We start from the raw sequence: 21,316 nt of genomic DNA, 5'->3' as shown, positions 1-21,316 counted from the left end.
ACGACCATGTGGTCAAGGGGGCGGAACAGTATGTACGAAGTGGCGGTTCGGTTCAGTTTTGCGCGGCATTCTCCGGGGATTCCCACTGCGTCCGGAGCCCCCTGCTGTGCGCGATGCGCAGTACGTCGGCCAGCGACTCCGTGGCCCGGCTGAGCGCGAACCGCACCGCCCGCTCCCCCGCCGCCCGGTCCGCCAGCACGGCACGCGCCCCGGCGCAGACCTGCTCGCCGCACTCCATCTGCTCGTCCTCCACGTCATCGGCGAGCCGCGACATCCGGCTGTCGGGATCGTCGGTGCTCAGCCAGCACGGCTTGCCCTCCGGCGAGAGCCAGGGAAGGAGGCGGGGAGGGAGGTGGGCCATGACTGCTCCTGACGCGGTGGGGGTGCGTCCCACCATCGGGTGGCGATGACGGATCGTGACTCGATGATTACGCCTGCGCCGTACGCTCGGACAGGGGCACGCGATTGCCCGCGCACGGGACAACGGAGGGCCGTTGATGACTGAACCGACCACCACCGACGACGAGTCCGGCCGCGCCGCGCTCGGGCGGGCGCTGCGGTACCTGCGCGAGAAGTCGGGCCGGTCCCTGGGCCAGCTCGCCGAGGAGACCCGCTACGACAAGAGCTACCTGTACCGCCTGGAGGTCAGCCAACGCCTGTCCAAGCTCGCGGTGATGGAGGACCTGGACCGGTTCTACGACTCCGGGGGGCTGCTGGTGCAGCTCTGGAAGGTGGCGCGCAAGGAGGTCTTCAAGGACCGGTACAAGGAGTTCATGCGGCTGGAGAACACGGCTCGCATCATGCACAAGTTCGCCCTCGGCATCCCTGGTCTGCTCCAGACCGAGAAGGTGGCGCGCGCCCTACTGTCTGGCGCCCAGGAGACCGACGCGGAAGCCGAGTTGGTGGAGGAGCAGGTGATAGCGCGCATGGGCCGCCAGCAGCTGCTGCACCGTACACCGCCTCCGTCCGTACGAATCATCATGGACGAGTACGCGCTCCGGCGGCCGGTCGCGGACTCCAAGGCGTGGGACGAACAGCTGGCCCATCTCGTCGACATGAGCGAGATGGCCTTCGTCGCCCTCCAGGTCCTCCCCTTCACCGTCGGGGCACACCACCTGATGGACGGCTCCCTGACACTGCTGTGGCAGGACGACGCGAGTGCCGTTGCCTACACAGAGGGCAACGGATGCGCCGAGTTGATCGAGGACGCGGCTGCCGTGACGCGCTACCGGCTGTCCTACGATCGGCTCCGGGATCTGACGCTGCCCCCGTCGGAATCCGCCATGTTCATCAGGGGTGTCCTGAAGGAGCACAGATCATGAGCCCTGCCCCCGACCTCTCCACCGCCACCTGGCGCAAGTCCAGCTACAGCGACGGCGGTGACAACAACTGCGTCGAGGTGTCCGACGCCATCCCCAACCTCGTCCCCGTCCGCGACAGCAAGAACCCCACCGCACCCGCGCTCACCTTCGGGCCCAGCGCCTGGACCGTGTTCATCGAGGGCATCCGGGAGGAGCACTCGGCGTGAACCGCGCCCTCGGGCCAAATCCGGTTGCTTCGGCCGATCGTGCGGCGTGATGATCGCCGGATGGCATCCCCCCACCCCGACGGCCGCGCCGGAATCGACGCCGCGCTCGTGCAACGCCTGATCGACGCCCAGTTCCCGCATTGGAGCGGTCTTCCGGTGACGCCCGTGGCGGTGGACGGCTGGGACAACCGGACGTACCGCCTGGGCGACGCGATGACGGTGCGGCTGCCCACGGCGGCCGGTTACGTGCCCGCCGTGGAGAAGGAGCACCACTGGCTGCCGCGCCTCGCCCCGTCGCTGCCGGTCGCCGTTCCCCCGGTGCTGGCCCTGGGCGCTCCGGGGGAGGGCTATCCGTATCCGTGGTCGGTCCGCCGCTGGCTGCGCGGTGAGACGGCGGCCCTCGACCGTATCGACGACGTTCCCCGGTTCGCGCGCTCCGTGGCCGAATTCGTCCTCGCTCTCCAGCGGTGCGACGCGACGGACGGGCCGGCCGCCGGGGAGCACAGCTGGTACCGGGGCGCCTCGCCCGCCCACTACGACGCGGAGACCCGGCGCTGCCTGGCCGCGTTGGAGGGCCGCGTGGACACCGGGCGGGCCCGCGCGGTCTGGGAGGCCGCGCTCGCCGCGCCCTGGCAGGGGGAACCGGTCTGGTTCCACGGCGACATCGCCCACGGCAACCTGCTCGTGGACGGCGGTGAGCTGACGGCCGTCATCGACTTCGGCACGTCGGGGGTCGGTGACCCCGCCTGCGACCTGGTGATCGCTTGGGGGCTGTTCTCCGGCGAGAGCCGGGAGGCGTTCCGGCAGGCCGTCGGCCAGGACGCCGGTACCTGGGCGCGGGCCCGCGGGTGGTCGCTGTGGAAGGCGCTGCTGAACCTGACCGGGGACATCGGCACGGACCCCGTCGGCGCCGCGCATGAGCTCCGGGTGATCGACGCGGTGCTGGAGGACCACGAGCGGTTCGGCTGAGGCTCTCCCGCCGACGGCTGTCAGCGGCCGTTCATATACATGACGGCTTCCGGGTAGCGGGTTCCCGCCACCGTTTCCGGAGGCAGCGCCTCGTCCAGCCGCTGGTGGTCCTCGGCGTCGAGCGCCACGTCCACGGCCGCGAGGTTCTCCTCCAGCGTGACCCTGCGCTTGGTGCCGGGAATGGGCACGATGTCCTCGCCCCGGTGGAGCAGCCACGCGAGGGCGATCTGGGCCGGCGTCGCCCCGTGCTTCGTGGCCACTTCGCGTACCACCGATGCCGCCGCCGAGTTGGCGGTGAAGTTGTCCCCCTGGAACCGGGGGTCGTAGCGGCGGTAGTCCGACTCCGGATACTCCTCGGCCGGCAGCGCCGTGCCGGTGAGGAACCCGCGCCCCAGGGGCGAGTAGGCCACGAGACCGATTCCCCGCTCCCGTACCGCCGGCAGGATCTCCCGCTCGATGTGGCGCTCCCAGAGCGAGTACTCCGTCTGCAGCAGGGCCACGGGACAGACCTCGTGGGCACGGGCGATCGTTCCCGCACCGGCCTCCGACAGGCCGAAGTGGAGCACCTTTCCCTCTTGGATGAGCTCACCGACCGTGCCGGCCACCTCTTCGATCGGGACTTCCAGGTCCACGCGGTGCTGATAGAGGACGTCGATCCGGTCGGTTTCCAGCCGCCCCAGGCATTCGTCGACCACTTTGCGAATGTGCTCGGGCTTGCTGTTCAGCTCTCCGCGTCGTGTTCCTTCGTACTCCCACCCGAACTTCGTCGCGATGACCGCCTCGTCCCGGCGGCCGCGGAGCGCGCGGCCGAGAAGTTCTTCATTGACGAAGGGGCCGTACGCCTCCGCGGTGTCGAAGAAGAAGCAGCCTCGTTCGAGTGCCCGGTGGATCGTCGCGATCGACTCCCTGTCGTCCGGAACTCCGTAGGTCTGGCTCATTCCCATGCAGCCGAGCCCCAACGCGGAGACTTCGGGGCCGACGCTTCCCGGCCGACGCCGCGGAATCAGTGACGAGTTCAAATCCAGAGCCCTTCCCGCAGACCCGGACATTCGATCCGGGCCGAACCTGTGGAGTCAACTTCCCAGTTTTCAAACAGAGTTATCACAGACTGGGCCATCGTCCCCCGCCGGTCACCGCTTGTCGTGTCCCGCGCGCAGGCTCGCCACCAGGCTCAGCGCGAGGGCGCCCGTCAGGGCCAGCAGCGGCACGGTCCACGACCCGGTCGCGGTGTGCAGCACGGATGCGGCGACCGGTCCGGTGGCGGCGAGGAGGTAGCCCCCGGTCTGCGCCACCGCGGAGAGGGCCGCCACGTGTTCGTGGTCCCGTCCGCGCTTCACGTACAGGACACCGGCCACCGCCTGACCGCCGCCGAGCCCGGCTCCGAGGACGAGCGCCCAGAGGGCGGGGACGGCTCCCGGCGCGGCCAGCAGACCGGCGTAGCCGAGCGCGCAGACCAGGACGACCGCGACGAGGTGCGGGCGCTGATCGGTGCGGGCGGCGGCCAGCACGGGCAGCAGGAAGCCTCCGAGGGCGACGCCGAGGATGAACAGGGACTGCATGCCGCCCGCGACCGCCCTGGCCACACCCGCGTCCACCAGGATCGCGGGCAGCCAGGCGAGCGTGGTGTAGAAGAGCAGGGTCTGGAACCCGAAGAACGCCATCAGGCTCCACACGAGACCCCGCCCGCCCGGGCTCCACACGAGCCCCCGCCCGCCGGGACCCGCCGCGACCTGGGCCCGTTTCCCACTGCCCCCGCCCGTCCCCGTACCCGTCCCCGTCCCCGTACCGGGTCCCGCCGGACGTCGGCCGTGCGCATGGCCCAGCTGCGGCGCGATCCCGGCCGCCGCCAGGGCCGCCGGGACCACCGCGAGGCCGATGGCCAGCTCCCAGGAGTGCCCGCCCGCCTGCCACACCGGCACCGTCAACGCCGCGACGAGCGCGGAGCCGGCGCCCATCGACAGCGCGTAGACGCCCATCATCACGCCGACCCTGCGGTGCTCGAACCTGCTGCGCACGAAGACCGGCACCAGTACGTTCACGACAGCTGTCGCGATGCTGACGAGCACGGTGCCGGCGAACAGACCGGGCAGACCCAGCATGCGTACGACCGCCCCGGCGAGCAGCAGCACGCTCGCCCAGAACAGTCCGCGCTCCTCGCCGAACCGTCGTCGTACCACCGAGGCGAGCGGGGCGAAGAGGCCCATGCAGAGCGGCGGTATCAGGCCCAGGAGCGTCACGGCCCCGGTGGAGAAACCCGCGACCGGCGCGAGCGGGCCGAGCTGGCCGAACGCCACCCGGGTATTGAGGCTGAGCAGCACGAATCCGGTGACGAGCACCGCGGCGGAGAGCGTCGTGCGGGAGGGCGCACCCGTGGTGCGCGGCGCGGGCGGATCGGCGGGGCGGACTGCCGGGGTGGGAGCGGACACGGGAACCTTCCGGTGGCGGGGCGATCCCACCAGGGTTCACGCTCAAGTAAGCTTGAGCGCAACCGGAGGTGCGCGAAATGTCCGAGGAGAGGCTGTACTCGATCACCGAGGTCGCGGAGGCGTTCGGCCTCACGGTCGCGACCCTGCGGTTCTACGAGGACAGAGGGCTGATCCGGCACAGCGAACGCCGTGGCCGGGTACGCCAGTACAGCCGCGAGGACCTGGCCCGGCTCGCCTACGCGCAGCTCTGGCACGAGGACGGCATGCTCACGCTGACGGAGACGAGCGCGATCGTCGACAGCGAGCGGCTCGTCGACCGGCTGGAGCTGATCGCGGCCCAGCGGGACGCGATGCTGGAGAAGATCCAGAAGATGCGGGGCGCGGTCGCGGTGCTCGACCACATGCTCGGCTGCCGTACCGACAGGGCACTGGACTGCCCGATGACCGGCGACTACATCCGGGGCCGGGTCGACGCCACGCTCGACGGGACCCCGCACACAACGGACTTCTGGCCGGAATCCGGCTGAGGCGGGAGACAGTGGACCCGGCCGCCGGCCGGGTCCGTACCAGCTAGCTCGTCATCCCCCGCGCCGAGGAGTACACGTCCAGTACGGCCAGGCACAGCGGGACCAGCGCGAGCAGAAGGACCACTTCGGCCAGGTCGGAGAGGCGGCCCCAGAAGGGGGAGAGACCCTTCTTCGGGATGATCAGCGCGATTCCGACCATCAGCGCGGCACCGGCCGTGACGGCGGCGGCGAGCCACAGGGTGCGGATGTCGAGCGGGCCCCGGTCGTGTTCCATCAGGAGCTTGATGACGGCGTCGGCCGGCGGGTTGAGCGACAGGCCGAGGACCAGCAGGCCCAGGGCGGCGAGGCCCGCGCCGAGGACGGCGACGACCTGCGCGGTGTAGCGGAAGAGCCGGGCCCGCAGCAGCATGGCCAGACCGGCGACCAGCGCGAGGGTCTGGCCCCAGACGTTGCTGGAGAAGCCCAGGACGGCGGCGGACGCGACGACCACGACGCAGCAGCCACCGACGAGACCCAGCAGGAGTTCGTGCCCGCGCCGGGCCTGCGTGGCGATGCGTTCGGCGTCCACGGGGTCGGGGTCCGCGACGACGCCCGTCTCGTTGTCGAGGTCGGCGTCCGTCATGGGTCGCGGGGCGGCGTAGCCGATCGGCAGGTGGGCCACGCGCGCGGAGAGGCCGGGCAGGAAGGCGATGGCGCCGATCGCGACGACCGCGCAGACACTGGCGGTCTCGCTGGGGCTGGAATCGGTGAGGATCGCGCAGAACGTCGCGAGGGTGCCGACCGCGGAGGCGAAGACGATGGCGACGAAGGGTGCGTCGCCGGTCGGCATCGCGGCGACGAGCCCGGCGGAGACGAGGAGCACCGCGGCGCAGCCCAGCAGGAACTGGAGGCGCCCGATGCCGGTGCCCGGGTCGAGCGCGAGCAGCCCGGACCCGGCGATCATCAGATGCGGCAGGGCGGCGAGGCCGAGCGCGACGGCGGAGGCCCGGTCCCCGTAACTCCGTGCCCTGATACCGGCGAGCGTGACGAGCAGTACGCCGACGGCGGCGGCGACGATGCCCGGCAGGCCGTGCATGTCGTGTTTGACCGGGTCCGCGAACCAGAGCACGAAGCCCATGAGTACGAGGAGGAGCGCGCCGCCGAAGAGACCGGAGACGCCGAACAGCTGATCGCTCCAGAGCGCGCGGTCGCGGCGGACGGCGGACGCGACGGCGTCGGACACGTCGTCGAAGACGGCCGGGGGGAGCGATTCGGCGAAGGGCCTCAGCCGCAGGACGTCACCGTCCAGGACCCGCTGGACGGACAGCGGATGGGTGACGTCGAGGAGGGTGCCGTCGCGGCGGGCCAGGTGGTAGCCGGGGGGCGCCCCCGGCGGTGTGGCCTGGCCGGTCAGCCGCAGGATCTCCGGAAGGAGGTCCGCGACGGCGACGTCGTCCGGCAGGGCGACATCGATACGGCTGTCCGGCGCCACCACCGTTACACGGCAGAAACCGGTTGTCAGGGTCGAACTCACCTGATCCATCCCCCTCGTTCGCTGTACACCACGCTCCAGGCCAAGGGCGCCACCCTATCGGGGTCCCTCCCATGGTCTACACGTAGGATTGTCGGCGCGCGGAGGTAGGTCGCTGCCACGGGGGTGCCGGCCCGCAACTCTCCGGGCCGCACTGAGGGATTGATTCGCCGGTGACCCAGATTGTCGTCAAACGCCAGCCGCGAGCCATGCCACCTGAGACGTCCACGGCTGAGCTGCGGCTCGAATCGCCTCCTGAGCTCCCGCGCGGGCAGCAGGAGGGCATGGCGATGCAGCTGCTGCCGATGCTCGGCATGGGCTCCTCCGTGGTGTTCTTCTTCATGCCGGGCTCGCAGCCCTTCATGAAGATCATGGGCGTCATGATGCTGCTGTCGACCGTGGCGATGGCGATCGCTCAGGTGATGCGGGCCCGCAAGGGCAGTCAGGGCGAGGCGTCCGAGGGCCGCCGGGACTACCTGAAGTACCTCGCGCAGACCCGGCGCAAGGTGCGCCGTACCGCGCGGGCACAGCGGGACGCGCAGTTCTATCTGCACCCTGATCCGGACCAGCTCTGGTCGCTCGTCGCCGAGGGCAGCCGGCTGTGGGAGCGGCGGATCGGTGACAAGGACTTCGGCCAGGTCCGCATCGGTCTGGGGCCGCAGCAGCTGTGGACTCCGCTGGTGGCGCCGAGCACCGCGCCGCTCGACGAGCTGGAGCCGCTCTCTGCCGGTGCCATGCACCAGTTCCTGGCCGCGCACGGTTCGCTCGACCGGCTTCCCATGGCGGTGTCCCTGCGCGCCTTCTACCACGTCGTGGTGTCGGGCGAGCCCGGTTCGGTACGCGATTCCGCCCGCGCGATGGTGGCCGGGCTGGTCGCGCTGCACTCCCCCGACGACCTCCTGGTCGCGGTCGCGGCTTCCCGGGACGTGACGGACCAGTGGGACTGGACGAAGTGGCTTCCGCACACCCAGGTTCCGGGGTCCTCCGACGGGGCCGGTACGAAGCGGCTGTTCGGTGACAACCTGATGGAGGTCGAGGCGCTGCTCGAAGACCGTCTGTCGGGCCGGTCGAGGTTCAACCGCGAGGGGGCGCCGCTCCTGGACCAGCCGCACATCGTCGTCGTACTGGACGGCACCTTCGTACCGGCGGAGTCGCTGCTCGCCTCTCCGGAGGGGCTCCAGGGCGTGACCGTCGTGGAGATCGTCCCGGAGGAGCTGGACGAGCCCCGCGGCGGGCTGAACATAGCGGTACGGCCGGGCCGGCTGCGACTGGAGTCGGCGGCGGCCACCTACCACGGCACACCCGACCTGCTGCCCGTCGAGACCGCCGAGGCGCTCGGCCGCCAGCTCGCCCCGCTGCGGATGGGGATCGGCGCGGAGGACGACGAGCCGCTGCTCGCCAACCTGGACTTCACGGATCTGCTGGGCATCGGTGACCCGGCCGCCGTCGACACCGCGACCGTCTGGCGGCCGCGTTCCACGGCCGACCGGCTCCGGGTGCCGATCGGGATCGGTGAGGACGGCTCGCCCGTCATGCTCGACCTCAAGGAGGCCGCGCAGGAGGGCATGGGGCCGCACGGGCTGTGTGTCGGAGCGACCGGTTCCGGCAAGTCCGAACTGCTGCGGACCCTGGTGCTGGGTCTGGCCGTCACCCACTCCTCCGAGACCCTCAACTTCGTCCTGGCCGACTTCAAGGGCGGTGCGACGTTCGCCGGGATGTCCGAGCTCCCGCACGTCGCCGCGGTCATCACCAACCTCTCGGACGACCTCACCCTGGTCGACCGCATGCGGGACTCCATCACGGGTGAACTCCAGCGCCGCCAGGAGCTCCTGCGTTCCTCCGGCAACTACGCGAACCTCACCGACTACGAGAAGGCGCGCGCCGCGGGCGCCCCGCTGGAGCCGCTGGCCTCGCTGGTCCTGGTGATCGACGAGTTCTCAGAGCTCCTCACCGCGAAGCCCGACTTCATCGACATGTTCATCCAGATCGGCCGCATCGGCCGGTCCCTGGGCGTGCACCTGCTGCTGGCCTCGCAGCGCCTGGAGGAGGGCCGCCTGCGCGGCCTGGACACCTACCTGTCGTACCGGATCGGTCTGCGTACGTTCTCGGCCGCCGAATCCCGTACCGCCCTGGGTGTGCCCGACGCGTACCACCTGCCCTCGGTCCCCGGTTCCGGGTTCCTGAAGTTCGGCACGGAGGGGATGACCCGGTTCAAGGCCGCGTATGTGTCGGGGACCTACCGGCCGGGTGTCGCCCCGACCACCGGTTCCGGGGAGCTCCCCATCGACCGGCGCCCCGTGCTGTTCACCGCGACCCCGGTGGCGGTCCACTACCCGGAGCCCGATCCGGACGTCTCCCTGGCGCCCGGACAGCGGACCTCCGACGCGCTGGCGGACACCGTGCTCGACGTCATCGCCCGCCGCCTTGAGGGCCAGGGGCCGCTCGCCCACCAGGTGTGGCTGCCGCCGCTCACCGAGGCGCCGTCCCTCGACCAGATGGTGCCGCCGCTGGCGGTGACGCCGGAGCGCGGACTCCACGCCCCGCAGTACGGGCAGAACGGCTCCCTGGTCGTTCCGTTCGGCCTGGTCGACAAGCCCTTCGAGCAGCGGCGCGACCCGCTGGTGCGGGACTTCTCGGGCGCGGCCGGTCACATGCTGATCGTCGGCGGCCCCCGCTCCGGCAAGTCCACCCTGCTCCGCGCCCTCATTGGCTCCTTCGCCCTCACGCACACCCCGCACGAGGTCCAGTTCTACGGAATGGACTTCGGCGGCGGCGGCATGATCGCCGTCGAGGGCCTGCCCCACGTCGGCGGGGTGGCTTCCCGGCTCGACCCGGAGAAGATCCGCCGTACGGTCGCGGAGGTCTCCGGGATCCTCAACCGCCGCGAGGAGTTCTTCCGGGACAACAACATCGACTCGATCACCACCTACCGCCAGCTCCGCGCGGCCGGCCGGCTGCCGGGCGAGCCGTGGGGCGACGTCTTCCTGGTCATCGACGGCTGGCAGTCCTTCAAGACGGACTACGAGTTCCTGGAGCCGGTCGTCGCGGACATCGCCGCACGGGGCCTCGGCCTGGGCATCCACCTGGTCGCCACCGTCGCCCGGTACATGGAGATGCGGGCGGCGCTCAAGGACCAGCTGCTCAACCGGCTGGAGCTGCGCCTCGGTGACCCGACCGACTCCGAACTGGACCGCAAGATCGCGGTGAACGTCCCCGTGGGCGCACCCGGCCGTGGTCTGACCGCGGAGAAGCTGCACTTCATGGGCGCGCTGCCGCGCATCGACGACACCGCGGGGGCCGGCGACGACCTGTCGGAGGGCACCGCCGCCTTCGTCCGCGCCTCGGTCGACAACTGGCCGGGCCCGCACGCCCCGCAGGTCCGCATGCTGCCCCGGAAGCTGTCCGCGCGCGAGCTGCCGAGCGGCCCGGAGCGGTCGAGCGGCGGCATCGCGATCGGCATCGACGAGATGAACCTCGCCCCGGTCCTGGTCGACTTCGACACCGACCCGCTGTTCGCGGTCTTCGGTGAGTCGGAGTCCGGGAAGACCGCGCTGCTGCGGCTGCTGATCAAGCAGATCACCGAGCGGTACACCCCGGAGGAGGCGTTGATCTGCGTCGGTGACTACCGGCGCAGCCTGCTGGAGTGCGTGCCCGAGCCGTACCTGGTCGGCTACGCGACGACGCACAACGCGTTCGAGTCGTACCTCAACGACATGAACACCCTCATCACCAGCCGCATCCCCGGCACGGACGTGACCCCGCAGCAGCTGCGCAACCGCAGCTGGTGGCGGGGGCCGAGGGCGTTCATCATCGTCGACGACTACGACCTGGTCGCCACGTCCTCCAACAACCCGATGGCGATGCTGGTCGACAACCTCCCGTACGCCCGCGACGCCGGGGTGAACTTCATCATCGCCCGCAACAGCGCGGGCGCCGGCCGCTCCTCGTACGAGCAGTTCATCCAGCGCTTCAAGGAGCTGGGCGCCCAGGGCGTCGTACTGTCCGGCCACCCCGGCGAGGGCGAACTCCTCGGCGACGTGAAGGCCCGCCCCCTGCCCCCGGGCCGAGGCCTGTTCGTCTCCCGCCGCAGCGCACCCTCCCTGATCCAGACGGGCTGGCTGCCGACGGACCTGGACTGAGCGGGGCGCTGTCGAGTACGGAGGAGGGGGTCGGCCCGACCGAGGGCCGGCCCCCTCCTCCGCGTCCACCCCTACAATGGACTAACTGGTCCATTACGGTCGTGGAGGTGGCTCGTGCCCGGGAAGCTGACGGCGAAGGGGAAGGCGACGCGGAGCCGGATCGTCGAGGGGGCCGCGGCGGTGCTGCGGGAGAGGGGCGTCGCCTGGGCGACCCTGGAAGACATCATGGCGCGGACCGGCACCAGCAAGAGCCAGCTCTTCCACTACTTCCCGGCGGGCAAGGACGAACTGCTCGTCGCCGTCGCCCAGTTCGAGGCGGACCAGGTCCTGGAGGACCAGCAGCCCTATCTGGGCCGCCTCGACTCGTGGGAGTCCTGGGAACTGTGGCGGGACGCGGTGATCAAGCGCTACGAGGCGCAGGGCGACCAGTGCCCGCTCGGCTCGCTGTTCCTCCAGATCGGGCGCTCGACCCCCGGGGCGCGGGCCATCGTGGTCGAGCTGCTGCGCCGCTGGCAGGAGAGCCTCGCGGCGGGCGTCCGGGCGCTGCGGGACTCCGGGGCGCTGCCCGCCGATGTCGATGCCGACGTGCGGGCCGCGGCGCTGCTGGCCGGGATCCAGGGAGGCGTGTCGATCCTGCTGTCGACGGGCCGGTCCACGCACCTGCGCGCCGCGCTCGACCAGGGGATCGCGGACCTGCGCCGCGCGGGCGGCCCTGCGGCGTGACCCGGGCGGCTGCCCTCCCGGGCCGGTGCCGCGCGTCTCAGGCCGCGATGACGGCGACTGTGGTGCGGCCGCCGTCGACGTCGAGGACGATGCCGTGCACGAACGAGGACTCGTCACTGGCGAGGTAGACGGCGGCGTTCGCGATGTCGCCGGGGACGCCCATCCCTCCGGCCGGGGTGCCCTTCATCATGATCTCGCCGGGATGGGTCTCACCGGGCGCGGGCGTCTGGACGACGCCCGGAGAGATCGCGTTGACCCTGACGCCCTGCGGCCCGAACTCGGCCGCCCAGGCCCGGGTCAGGGTCTCCACCGCCCCCTTGGTGGAGCTGTAGAGGGCGCCGGGAATGCCCAGCCGCGCGATCCAGGAACCCAGGTTGACGATGACCCCGCCACCGGCCTCCACCATGGCGGGCGCGACGGCGGCGGTCAGGAAGAACGGGGCCTTCACGTTGACCCCGTAGACCTGGTCGAACGTCTCCTCGTCGACGGTCGGCGTGGTGTTGCGGGGGTAGATCCCGGCATTGTTGACGAGGACGTCGATACGTCCGCCGAGGGCCCGCGCGGCGTCCTGCGCGAGCGCCCGCGAGGCCGCGGCGCTGCCGTCCAGGTCGGCCCGCACGAACTCCGCGCGGCCACCACGTGCACGGATGCCGTCGACGACCTCCGCGCCGCGCTCGGCACTGCGGCCCGAGACGGCTACGTACGCCCCCTCGGCGGCGAAGGCCTCGGCGATCGCACGCCCGAGGTTGCTGGTCGCTCCGGTGACAAGGGCGGTCTTGCCCGCAAGCCGCACAGACATGGTTCTCTCCATTGTTCGGTCGCCGCTGCGAACCCGCACGGCCGGACCGCCGGCAGCGTTCGACCGGACGGGGCGCCCCCATGGCTGTCGGGGCGCTCTGCCACTGTGCGACGACAAAAATGGACCTGCAAGTCCAAAACTGGGAGACAGGCTCCCTGCCCAGGCATAACCTAGGCGCCCGCACCTTTGACGCGACCCCTACCCGGGTTCCAGGGGTCGGTGAACTTTCCGGGGGCGAACCGCTCGACCGCCTCAATGATCAAGTTCGGGTGTGTCGGCCTCCGGCGGCTCCAGAGGGCGTGTCCGAGCGAGTGGATCAGAATCGCCCGCTCCCCGACAGCGCCGTTCGGCGCCGCCGGGTACCCGCCCGGCTTCAGCACCAGCAGCAAGTAGCTCCGCCTGCTGTTGAACTGGACCCTGTCGATAGCGGCCCACGGTACGGTCCGGGTGCGGTCACTCCACACTTTGCTGACACCTGCCGCATCGATGCGCAGCGCCGAGCGCCGGCTCACCAGGACGGTCAGCCACGACACGGTCACCACTGCCGCGAACACCGGTAGGGCCGCATACCCGAGGACTCCCGGCGAGCCCACCACGTCCATGACGTCATCCATCATCAGCAAGGCGGTCACGACTGCCGTCAGTACTTCCAGGAGAATCAGACAGAGCATCCCGGCAAGGACCAAGCCGGCATAGAACCAGCCACGCCGTGCCCGCTCGGCGGGGATCAATAGCCCTTCGCCGGCCTGCCCCGACCGCGGGGCAGGGCCGGGAGCGGTCACAGCGACTGAACCAGCTTCAGGGCTTCGGGCAAGGGGCACCGAGGAAATTGGCGCCTGAACCTGCGGGCAGCCACCAGCAACCCCTTTTCGTCGCGGATCCGGCGAAGTTCCGCCTCGTCCGTCACGATCGACCGCAATGCGTCGGTGGACCCGAACTGTTCGTACCAGTCCTTCTGGCGCTGCCGCTGCGCGTACCCCTCGGCAAGGCTCGGGAGGATAACGAACAGGGCCCAAAGAAGAATCAGCAGCGGCAGGCTATGCGGCCGAACGGCGAACAGCACATAAAAGCAGGCCAGGGAGGCACACCAAAGCGGTACTCGAATCCAGGACATGCGAAACCATCACCCGTCATTCAGAAGATCCTGCCCTCCCGGCGTCGTCACGCACTGCCGAGCCGGCAGAATCAATTCGGCAGCGCCGCACCTGCATCAAACAGTCGCGGACGGCCACTTGCCGCCCGGGAAGGCGCTGCCGTCGTTTGCTTCACCCTTGATAACGGCCATTTGAGTAGCCTGCGCTGTGAGCACGCCCACAAGCGTTACCACAAGTCCAGTGATGATGCCGGCATCCGACAGCGCTTCGCCTACGGCAGCTGCGAAGCCCACCGGCGCCCCTACGCCGGTGGCCGCGGCAGCGGCTGCGGCGACCATAACAAGGATGGCCTTGATCAGAACGGCCAGCAGCGCCAGATAGAATGCCGCTCCGGCCACTGCGCAAACCGTCAACGCCGTGGCAAGCTTGTCGGAGGTCGTCTCAATCTGAGTGGCCGCGGTGGGCTGCCCCTTCACGGCCCCGGTGTACGCTGTGGCGCCTTCGCCCGTCCAGGTGAGGGGCGCCTTGAGCGCTTCCCCCGCAACGTTCCCGGCAACACCCGAGGCCTTCCCCCGGATCGACGCCCCTTGCCAGTCCTGCGCGTCCAAGAAGAACATCACTGGCGCGGCAACGCCCTTGAGGCATTCGACGACCTTGTTCAGGATCCAGGATCCGAGCTCGATCAGCTTGTTCGCAGCCCAGATCACCGGCTTGGCGATGGCATCCGGAATGTACCAGTGGTTCATCGCCTTTTCGACGGCCGGGCCGATGAGATCCAACTTGGCCGACATCGTCGTAACGCCGGTGTTCAACTTCTCTGTCGTCGCCTGCGTTTGAGCCACATTGAACGCCATTACGAACTCCTCTTATCAGTAGGCGTCTTCGACGGATTTGGTGGTTTCCGCCTCGTGATTGTCGTAGGCGTTCGCGTTCTTGATCAATGCATCCGCGACCTCCGCCATGCGACTTTGCCCCTCGGAGCATCGGGCCGAGATGTGATCGATGGCCTCGTTGTAGTTGCTGACAACGAGTTGGAACAGGCCGGCTTCAAGGCGTGTGAGCCTCATCCCGTCAGCCGCGCGGGACACCTCCCCCATGGAAGCGCTCTGTTTGTCCCACATACCCGCTTCGGTCCGCAGCGCATCGGTGATGTGCTTCAGATCTGCCATTTCGACCTACCCTTCGAAACTCAGTCAATGAAACGTTGCGGATTTTGGAGTATGGCCAGCGCCTCATCGAGCAAGCTGTCCACATGCAGGCCTGCAAAGGCGTCCTCGCCGGCAGCCTCAGCGCTGTTCAGCTTGCCCCTGGCATCACCGAGAGCCTCTTCAAAAGCCTGGTTCAGTCCAATGTGCGACTGTCCGGCCGCCCATTGCCCATCCACCTCGCAGGAGCGCAGAGCGCCCTTGGTCACCACGAGGGTCACATGGCGGCCGGCGGACGTCCCCTCGACCTCGGCCGGCTCGGACGCCGTCTCGTCCATCCGGTCCACCGCGTCGAAGGCCGAAAGGACATCCTCGGCCAGTTCGTCGAGGGGGCGGGAGATGACGTAGCGCAGGTCCCGTTCGGGGATGTCGGGCTGCCCCGTGGAAGGGGCCGGTTGACCCGCCTGGCTGTCCAGTTGGTCCGCCTTGGCCTGCCAGTTGGCGTCCTCCAACGCCTGGGCCCACGTCGTCATCTGCTGGCTCATGGCCGCCCCGTAGGCCTCGCTGACAGCAGCGCCGACAGCCTCGGGCTCCTGTCGGTGGTGCCAGCCCGGTGCGGCCCGGATGAACTCCGGAAGCCCGTCCGCCGCCATCCGGACGGTCACGGCGCCCTGTGCGTCAGTTCCTTCGACACCCTGGGGCATCCGCTGCTGCATGTCCGTCATCATGCTCTGCAGGTTCATTGCTTGCTGCTGGAACTGCCGCAGGCCTTCTATGAATTCGTCGTTCACAATGCCTCCTCCTGGCCTGTGCGCGTACAGGTGCGTTGGATGATGGGGTGGTGGTGCACGATGACACGGTCAGCGCCGGTCAGCGCCGGGCACCGGCGGTTCTCCGGCGCAGCAGGAGCACCGCGCCGACAACGACCACCACACCGACTCCGACGATGATCCAGACGATCGCGCCCACGCCCTTGCCGTCATCCGACTTCTCGGAGGCCGCGGACGACCCGGGCTGCTTCGAAGCGTTGGAGGAGCCGGAACCGCCGGCCTTCGACTCGGACGCCGAGGGCGTCGGGGACTTCTTCGGGGTCCGGGCGGCTACCAGAGGGTTCACATCGGCGGGGCCCGGGTCTCCGGGATCCCCGAGGACGGCCAGCCGGGGGCGGACCGTGCCGTAGCCGATGTAGCGACTGGGGATCTTGCCCTTGGTCGGCTTGCCCGCGGTGTTCATCAGGACGCGGAGGACCTGGTTGCCGGTCCAGGACGGGTGCTTGGACCAGATCAGGGCGGCGGAGGCGGAGGCGATGGCGGTTGCCTGGCTGGTGCCGCCGCTGTTGCAGTAGCCTGCCTGACCGCCTCCACAGAGGATCGGAATTTCCTCGCCCGGGGCGGCGAGCGCCACTTGAGGGCCTGACACCGAGTACTTCGTGACCGAGGACGTCTTGTCGACGGCCCCGATGCCGGCGACGCCAAGGTTCGCCGACGGGTACGACACGCCATTGTCCTTGTCGCCCCTGTTGCCGGTCGCTGCCAGAAGCAGCTTCCCACGCCCCACGGCGTAATCGACTGCCTCTTGGATCTGACCCTTCTCACCCCCCTCAAGTGCGAAGTCCTCGAACCCCAGGGACATGTTGATGATCTTGGCTTCGCTGTCGGCGGCATATCGGATAGCGGCGATGACAGCCGGAACGCTATTGGTGACCGATTCCTTAGTGGAGCCGAAAACGGTCAGAGGGAGAATGCGCGCATCCGGCGCGAGGCCCTTCACACCCTGACCATTCACACCGTTCCCGGCAATGAGCATCGCCATGGCGGTGCCATGCCCTTCCACGTCGATGTGCGCACCCAGTTTCGGATCGACGAAGTTCTTCCCCGGGAGGACCTTTCCTCCTGTCAGTTCGGAAACAGAAGGAATCACACCGGTATCAAGAACAGCGACAGTGATCCCTTTACCGGTGCTGACCTTCCACATCTCGGCGGCCTGCATCCGGTCCAGGTACCACTCGCGGTCGCGCATGGTGTCCGCGGACGCGGCCGGGGCGATGGCGCCACCGAGCAAGAGCAGAGAACCCAGCGCGGACACCACCGCCGACGCTCGCCTGCGGTGACGCCTGACCGTTGACCTCATGCCACCCACTCGTTCTCTGTGCGCCGTCCGGCGTCGCTGCTTCGGAACCGGCTCTAGTCGATCACGGGGGGAACGACGCCGTCGTCCCCCGTGCCCCAGGTCTCTTCGTCCTCGGCAAGATAGTCCGGGATCTCGCCGTCACGCCGCTGAGGACGTCGCCGTTTGCCCTGGGACCCGCCCAGCGCACCACCCATCGAGCCCATCGCTCCGCCTTGTCGCGGCGATTCGCGGACGAGCCCGGTGCCGCCCGGGGTGAATTCTCCGCCGGCCCCCGACTGCGTTCCGCGTGGTGCCCGCACGGTGCCGCCCGGCTCGTTGACCAGGCGCTGCGCGTTGCCACCAGCGCCCCTGGCTCCCGATCGCCCGCCGGCGATCCCCGGCGCGCCACCGGCGTGACCCTGCATCATTCCGCGGCCGGTCGAGGTCGACGGCTTCTCCCCACCGATGACCGTCCCGCGCCCGGTGCCCCGGGCCGGGCCGACTCCGCCCCGGCCGCCCTGAGCCGGCGTACCGCCGTGGATGCCGGTGTCGGTCCGGGTGTTCATGGGAGGCCGTACGCCTTCGACGCCACCCCTGCCGGGCGTGCCCATGGGAGGCCGGGCACCGTCGACGCCACCCCTGCCCGGGGTGCCCGTCGGAGACACGGTGCTCCTTTCGGGGTTGGTCGTCGGAGGCCGCACGCGTCCGACGTCACCCTTGCCACCCGGCCCCGTGGGCAGAGTGCGTCCCGGGCCGCCTACGGGACCGAACGGTCCCGTACGCGGGGGGATCACCGGCGGAAGAGGCGACTGGTGCCCGCCGCCACCCGGGCCCTGCGGCAGGGGCCCGGTGGGCGGGCCCGTGGTGGGCGTGGGGGTCTGCGGCATCGTCACCGTGTCGATGTTCGTGCCCGTGTTGTCCGGGGCCCCGGGTACCGCGCTGACGTGCTGCGGCGTGTGGACGACAGGGGTGCCGTCCGGGGAGGACGGGCTGACGGCATCGGGACGCACGGTGCTGTACTGGTGATCGACCTTCGACGTGCTACCGCCCGGAGTACCTGCGACCGAGTCCTTGGTTCCGGAGTTGCCTCCCGGAGAGTCGTAGCCGTTCTTCCAGCTGTCGTACGGACTCTTCGGCACCGCTGCGTCCGGCAGCGGCTTGAAGTTCGGCTCCTCCTGCGAGGAGATCGACTGCTCCGCCATCAGGTAGTACGAGGCGAGCTTGTTCATCTGCGGAATGGCTTCGTTCCGCGCCGTCTCGACGGCCTTGAGCCGGGCCTTTTCCTTCGCTTCGTCCGCGTAGCACATCGACACGGCGTCAGGGTGGCCCTGGACCACCTTGGCAACCTCGCTGAGGGCCTGGCCGGCCGTCTGCAGCGAGGTGCCCGCGGTGCCGGCGTAGTCGGCCAGCTTCAGGGTCTCCTTGGCGAATCCGTCGCCCCACTCGCGGAAGGCATCACCGCCCGCGCCCTTCCAGGTGGTACGGCCGACGTGCTCCTTGAGCTCGGTCCCGATCTTCTCGATCTCGGTCTGCGCATCAACGAGAGCCGTGCCGCGAGCCATGATCGCCGCGGCGTCGACGCCGCGGACCATGTTGAGCATCTCCTGGTACGACGCATGCTCGAAGTTGGTGGTGTTGTAACAGGCGTTGAGTGGTGGCAGCTTCTCGCCCATGGTTATCCCTGTCCCCCGTTCACTTCTACGTGTTACAAGCCGTCTGAACCGCTGGACGAACCGTCGCCGGTGCTGCTCTTGTCGCCGCCGTGCGCGCCGGGATCCTTGCCGGTGTCCGGCTTCTTGTAGTAGATCTCGGTGCGCTGCTGGATGGCGTGCAGGCGCTCGGAGTGCTCCTGGTCGACGTTCTCGTAGCCGCGGTCGGCCAGGTCGACGGTGATGCCCATCGCTTCAAGCTGATCGCTGAGCGTCTTGGACAGCAGCGTCAAGCGCTCGTGCACCTTCGTGTAGGCCATGTCCAGCCCCATCGCCTCCGGGAAGTCGGCGCTTCCGTAGGCGGTCCTGTCGACCTTCTGTTCGGTGATGCGGCTGTGCGCGGCCGGTGAGCCGTCGAGCTTCGTCAGCAGCTTGTCCACGCGAATCTTGAACTTCTGCAGAGACTCGCTGGGCGTGTCCAGATCGGACGCGGGTGATCCGTCGCCCGGAAGTTCAGGTCTCATGCAAGCACCTCCCCTAAAGTGCCGCGGAACCGCAGGCGTGGATGTGGGATGCGTCGGCCGCATCCCACATCCACATCGTGCCGGTTCCGTCGTGATTCATCTGAGCTTGGGTCAGCCCTGGAAGCGCCGGGACTGGGCGAGGTCGTTCGCCCGGTAGCCCTCGGTGGCTTCCATCAGCCGCGTCGAGATCGTCAGCAGCGTCTCGTGCATGTGGTTGACCTTGATGTCCCAGCCCTTGTGGCGGTCGTAGAACGCGCGCTGCGTCTCGCCGTCCCAGGTGGCGACGACGGCCTTGACCTTGCCGTTGAGGTCGTCGAGCTGACCCTTGATGGTGTTGGCGGTCGACTTGACCTGGTTCGAGGCTTCTACGACCCCTGAGTACGTAATCTCCATGGAACGGTCTCCTGATGCGAGGCGAAGTGAGGACGGACGACTGTGAGGGCGGGTCGCTAGGAGACCTGGAACCGGTCCAGGACTCCGTTGCTGCCCGTGTTGCCGACGCCGTCGATGCCCTTGAACTTGTTGAGCTGCTCGACCTCCTCCGCGTCGAAACCGTCCTTGCTCATCCGGACGGCTTCCTGGGTGAAGTCGAGGAGATCCTTCAGGTCCCGCACGTCGAGGTTGACCTGCGTCTGGAGGCCGTTGTACGCGTTGGCCGCGACGCCCTTCCAGTGACCTTCAACGGCGTCGATGACTCCGTTGAGGTGCGTGATCCTGCCCTGGAGTGTGTCGTGCATGTGGCCGAGCTCGCGGATCAGACTGTCAATCTGATCAGCTGAGTGCTTGAGCTTGTCTGTCATAACGCACCTTCCCCCATGAATCGGATGTCGCGGGCTGCTTGAGTGTCGCTACCACGCGTACATCGGACCAAAGTTGTCAATTATCAGTTTAGCTGCGGCCGCCACTCAATCCAACAGCCTTAGTCTTGGCTTGACTTGTTGGATATTCACCTAATTACGCGGCTGCGACGGTCCCGCAACACGATCGCGGCGCCCGCGATCACTGCCACGAGAAGGCCTGTGGTAGCCAGCACGTAGATCGAGATCCGGGCGATGCGTTCCTTCCTTGTTTCACCCATCTGGAGCGCGATTGGTTCCGGTCCGGCGGGACCATTCGAAACCGCGCGGTCAGGGGTGGGGGCGTTCACCGGATGCTCGTCGTCGTTGAGGGCGCGCACCGGGTCGACGACCCCCCACCCGACGAACTTGTCCCGCCCGTTGACCGCGCGTTCGGCGGTCTGCTCGATCTGGGCCACCACCTGGTACTGCTTCCAGCCCGGGTGCTTCGCGCGCAGGAGCGCGGCGACCCCGGCGACGTAGGGGGCGGAGAAGCTGGTGCCGTTGTCGACGCACTGGCCGCCCTTGGGGACGGTGGACACCATGTCGACGCCCGGCGCCGCGACCCCCACGAAGTCACCGGTCTGGGAGAACGGCGCCCGCTCGTCGTTCCGGTCGGAGGCGGCCACCGCCAGGACGCCCTTGTAGGCGGCCGGGTACGTCACCTTGACCGCGCCGGCGAGTCCGTCGTTACCGGCGGACGCGACCACGACGATGTCCTTGTTCAGCGCCTCGGTCACCGCGAGTGCCAGGTCGGAGTCGGCTCGCAGGGGCTTGGCGGTGTCCTGGGAGATGTTGATGACCCGGGCGTGCTGCGCGATGGCGTGGCGGATGGCCGCGGCCATCGTCGTGGCGGTGCCGGTGCCCTTGTCGTCGTTCTGCCGGATGGGGATGATCGTCGCTTCCGGGGCGAGACCGACGAACCCCGTGCCCGAGCGCGGGCGGGCCGCGATGATGCCGGCGACCTTGGTGCCGTGGCCGACGGGGTCGACGGTGCCGTCACCGCCGCTCGGTTTGCCCTTGCCCTTGCCTTTGCCCTTCGAGGCGTCCGGGTCCTGGGAGCCGTCCTTCGGCACCGGCAGCAGATCGGTCCCGGCCGCCCGGTCGACGGCGGACTTCAGCTGCGGGTTCGTGTCGTCGACGCCCGTGTCGATCACCGCGACCCGGACGCCCTTGCCCTTGGTGTCCTGCCAGAGCTGGTCGAAGACCAGCCGCTGGAGCGCCCAGGGGCGGCCCTGGATCTGCTTCTTCATGGGGAAGGTGCACTCACCGCTGGCCTCCGAGCCCGATTGCGGGGCGTCGTCGTCCGCGGCCGCCGGGGCCGCCGCGAGTCCCGGC

22 protein-coding genes are annotated in these 21,316 nt (G+C 69.3%); 6 read left to right on the top strand and 16 right to left on the bottom strand.

All coding sequences use genetic code 11. The features are described 5' to 3' along the window. Positions 1–52 precede the first annotated feature (52 nt). On the bottom strand, positions 53–361 hold the full coding sequence (locus ACFVQ0_RS18395; RefSeq protein WP_390089204.1) for a hypothetical protein: 309 nt from the start codon (positions 359–361) through the stop codon (positions 53–55). 136 nt (positions 362–497) lie between these two features. On the opposite strand from ACFVQ0_RS18395, the gene ACFVQ0_RS18390 reads away from it, so the two are divergent. The 3 genes from ACFVQ0_RS18390 to ACFVQ0_RS18380 are packed head-to-tail and all read left to right on the top strand — an operon-like array spanning position 498 to position 2,497. Continuing rightward, positions 498–1,322, top strand: coding sequence for a helix-turn-helix domain-containing protein (locus tag ACFVQ0_RS18390; protein ID WP_390089202.1), 825 nt, complete (start codon positions 498–500; stop codon positions 1,320–1,322). Then, positions 1,319–1,528, top strand: coding sequence for a DUF397 domain-containing protein (locus ACFVQ0_RS18385; protein ID WP_390089201.1), 210 nt, complete (start codon positions 1,319–1,321; stop codon positions 1,526–1,528). The genes ACFVQ0_RS18390 and ACFVQ0_RS18385 overlap by 4 nt, the downstream gene beginning before the upstream one ends. 60 nt (positions 1,529–1,588) lie before the next feature. Further along, positions 1,589–2,497, top strand: a complete 909-nt coding sequence (locus ACFVQ0_RS18380; RefSeq protein ID WP_390089199.1) for an aminoglycoside phosphotransferase family protein — start codon at positions 1,589–1,591, stop codon at positions 2,495–2,497. Positions 2,498–2,517: 20 nt separating this feature from the next. On the opposite strand, the gene ACFVQ0_RS18375 is transcribed toward ACFVQ0_RS18380, so the two are convergent. Beyond that, positions 2,518–3,546 carry an aldo/keto reductase gene (locus tag ACFVQ0_RS18375; protein WP_390089197.1) on the bottom strand — a complete coding sequence of 343 codons (1,029 nt, stop codon included), beginning with the start codon at positions 3,544–3,546 and terminating at the stop codon, positions 2,518–2,520. An 81-nt stretch (positions 3,547–3,627) separates the two neighbouring features. Beyond that, positions 3,628–4,923, bottom strand: coding sequence for an MFS transporter (locus tag ACFVQ0_RS18370; RefSeq protein WP_390089195.1), 1,296 nt, complete (start codon positions 4,921–4,923; stop codon positions 3,628–3,630). 77 nt (positions 4,924–5,000) lie between these two features. On the opposite strand from ACFVQ0_RS18370, the gene ACFVQ0_RS18365 reads away from it, so the two are divergent. Then, positions 5,001–5,450 (top strand): MerR family transcriptional regulator, encoded by a 450-nt coding sequence (locus tag ACFVQ0_RS18365; protein ID WP_390089193.1) that lies wholly within the window; start codon positions 5,001–5,003, stop codon positions 5,448–5,450. 43 nt (positions 5,451–5,493) lie between these two features. Here the strand turns inward: ACFVQ0_RS18365 and eccD are convergent, their stop codons facing one another. Further along, positions 5,494–6,963 (bottom strand): type VII secretion integral membrane protein EccD, encoded by a 1,470-nt coding sequence (gene eccD / locus ACFVQ0_RS18360; protein WP_390089192.1) that lies wholly within the window; start codon positions 6,961–6,963, stop codon positions 5,494–5,496. Between the two features lie 170 nt (positions 6,964–7,133). On the opposite strand from eccD, the gene eccCa reads away from it, so the two are divergent. Both eccCa and ACFVQ0_RS18350 read left to right on the top strand, forming a co-directional pair. Continuing rightward, positions 7,134–11,099, top strand: coding sequence for a type VII secretion protein EccCa (eccCa, locus tag ACFVQ0_RS18355; protein WP_390089190.1), 3,966 nt, complete (start codon positions 7,134–7,136; stop codon positions 11,097–11,099). 114 nt (positions 11,100–11,213) lie between these two features. Beyond that, complete coding sequence (locus tag ACFVQ0_RS18350) at positions 11,214–11,822, top strand: TetR/AcrR family transcriptional regulator (RefSeq protein ID WP_390089189.1); 609 nt, start codon at positions 11,214–11,216, stop codon at positions 11,820–11,822. Between the two features lie 37 nt (positions 11,823–11,859). Here ACFVQ0_RS18350 and ACFVQ0_RS18345 read toward each other — a convergent pair whose 3' ends face one another. From ACFVQ0_RS18345 to mycP, 12 genes are all read right to left on the bottom strand, one after another. After that, positions 11,860–12,621 carry an SDR family NAD(P)-dependent oxidoreductase gene (locus ACFVQ0_RS18345; RefSeq protein WP_390089187.1) on the bottom strand — a complete coding sequence of 254 codons (762 nt, stop codon included), beginning with the start codon at positions 12,619–12,621 and terminating at the stop codon, positions 11,860–11,862. A gap of 170 nt (positions 12,622–12,791) precedes the next feature. Continuing rightward, positions 12,792–13,352, bottom strand: a complete 561-nt coding sequence (locus tag ACFVQ0_RS18340; protein WP_390089185.1) for a PH domain-containing protein — start codon at positions 13,350–13,352, stop codon at positions 12,792–12,794. Between the two features lie 47 nt (positions 13,353–13,399). After that, a complete protein-coding gene (locus ACFVQ0_RS18335) occupies positions 13,400–13,735 on the bottom strand; it encodes a hypothetical protein (RefSeq protein WP_390089184.1) in 336 nt (111 codons plus the stop codon). Positions 13,736–13,831: 96 nt separating this feature from the next. Then, complete coding sequence (locus tag ACFVQ0_RS18330; protein WP_390089183.1) at positions 13,832–14,569, bottom strand: hypothetical protein; 738 nt, start codon at positions 14,567–14,569, stop codon at positions 13,832–13,834. A gap of 15 nt (positions 14,570–14,584) precedes the next feature. After that, positions 14,585–14,884, bottom strand: a complete 300-nt coding sequence (locus ACFVQ0_RS18325; RefSeq protein WP_390089181.1) for a hypothetical protein — start codon at positions 14,882–14,884, stop codon at positions 14,585–14,587. 20 nt (positions 14,885–14,904) lie between these two features. Next, the gene (locus ACFVQ0_RS18320; RefSeq protein WP_390089179.1) at positions 14,905–15,651 is read right to left on the bottom strand and encodes a hypothetical protein; all 747 of its coding nucleotides are present in this window, start codon (positions 15,649–15,651) and stop codon (positions 14,905–14,907) included. Between the two features lie 79 nt (positions 15,652–15,730). Further along, complete coding sequence (locus tag ACFVQ0_RS18315; protein WP_390089177.1) at positions 15,731–16,945, bottom strand: S8 family serine peptidase; 1,215 nt, start codon at positions 16,943–16,945, stop codon at positions 15,731–15,733. A gap of 98 nt (positions 16,946–17,043) precedes the next feature. Beyond that, positions 17,044–18,642 (bottom strand): WXG100 family type VII secretion target, encoded by a 1,599-nt coding sequence (locus ACFVQ0_RS18310; RefSeq protein ID WP_390089175.1) that lies wholly within the window; start codon positions 18,640–18,642, stop codon positions 17,044–17,046. A 32-nt stretch (positions 18,643–18,674) separates the two neighbouring features. Next, positions 18,675–19,142: a hypothetical protein gene (locus tag ACFVQ0_RS18305; RefSeq protein ID WP_390089173.1), complete on the bottom strand. Its 468-nt coding sequence runs from the start codon at positions 19,140–19,142 to the stop codon at positions 18,675–18,677. A gap of 111 nt (positions 19,143–19,253) precedes the next feature. Then, positions 19,254–19,535 carry a WXG100 family type VII secretion target gene (locus ACFVQ0_RS18300; protein ID WP_389211518.1) on the bottom strand — a complete coding sequence of 94 codons (282 nt, stop codon included), beginning with the start codon at positions 19,533–19,535 and terminating at the stop codon, positions 19,254–19,256. A 56-nt stretch (positions 19,536–19,591) separates the two neighbouring features. After that, positions 19,592–19,942, bottom strand: a complete 351-nt coding sequence (locus ACFVQ0_RS18295) for a WXG100 family type VII secretion target (protein WP_390089171.1) — start codon at positions 19,940–19,942, stop codon at positions 19,592–19,594. A gap of 146 nt (positions 19,943–20,088) precedes the next feature. Next, a complete protein-coding gene (gene mycP, locus ACFVQ0_RS18290; RefSeq protein WP_390089800.1) occupies positions 20,089–21,231 on the bottom strand; it encodes a type VII secretion-associated serine protease mycosin in 1,143 nt (380 codons plus the stop codon). Between the last annotated feature and the right edge of the window lie 85 nt (positions 21,232–21,316).

It is taken from the genome of Streptomyces sp. NPDC057900, assembly GCF_042887885.1.
Taxonomy (GTDB): Bacteria; Actinomycetota; Actinomycetes; order Streptomycetales; family Streptomycetaceae; genus Streptomyces.
Note: the sequence above shows the minus strand (reverse complement) of the source record. Positions and strands in the feature narration are given on the sequence as shown.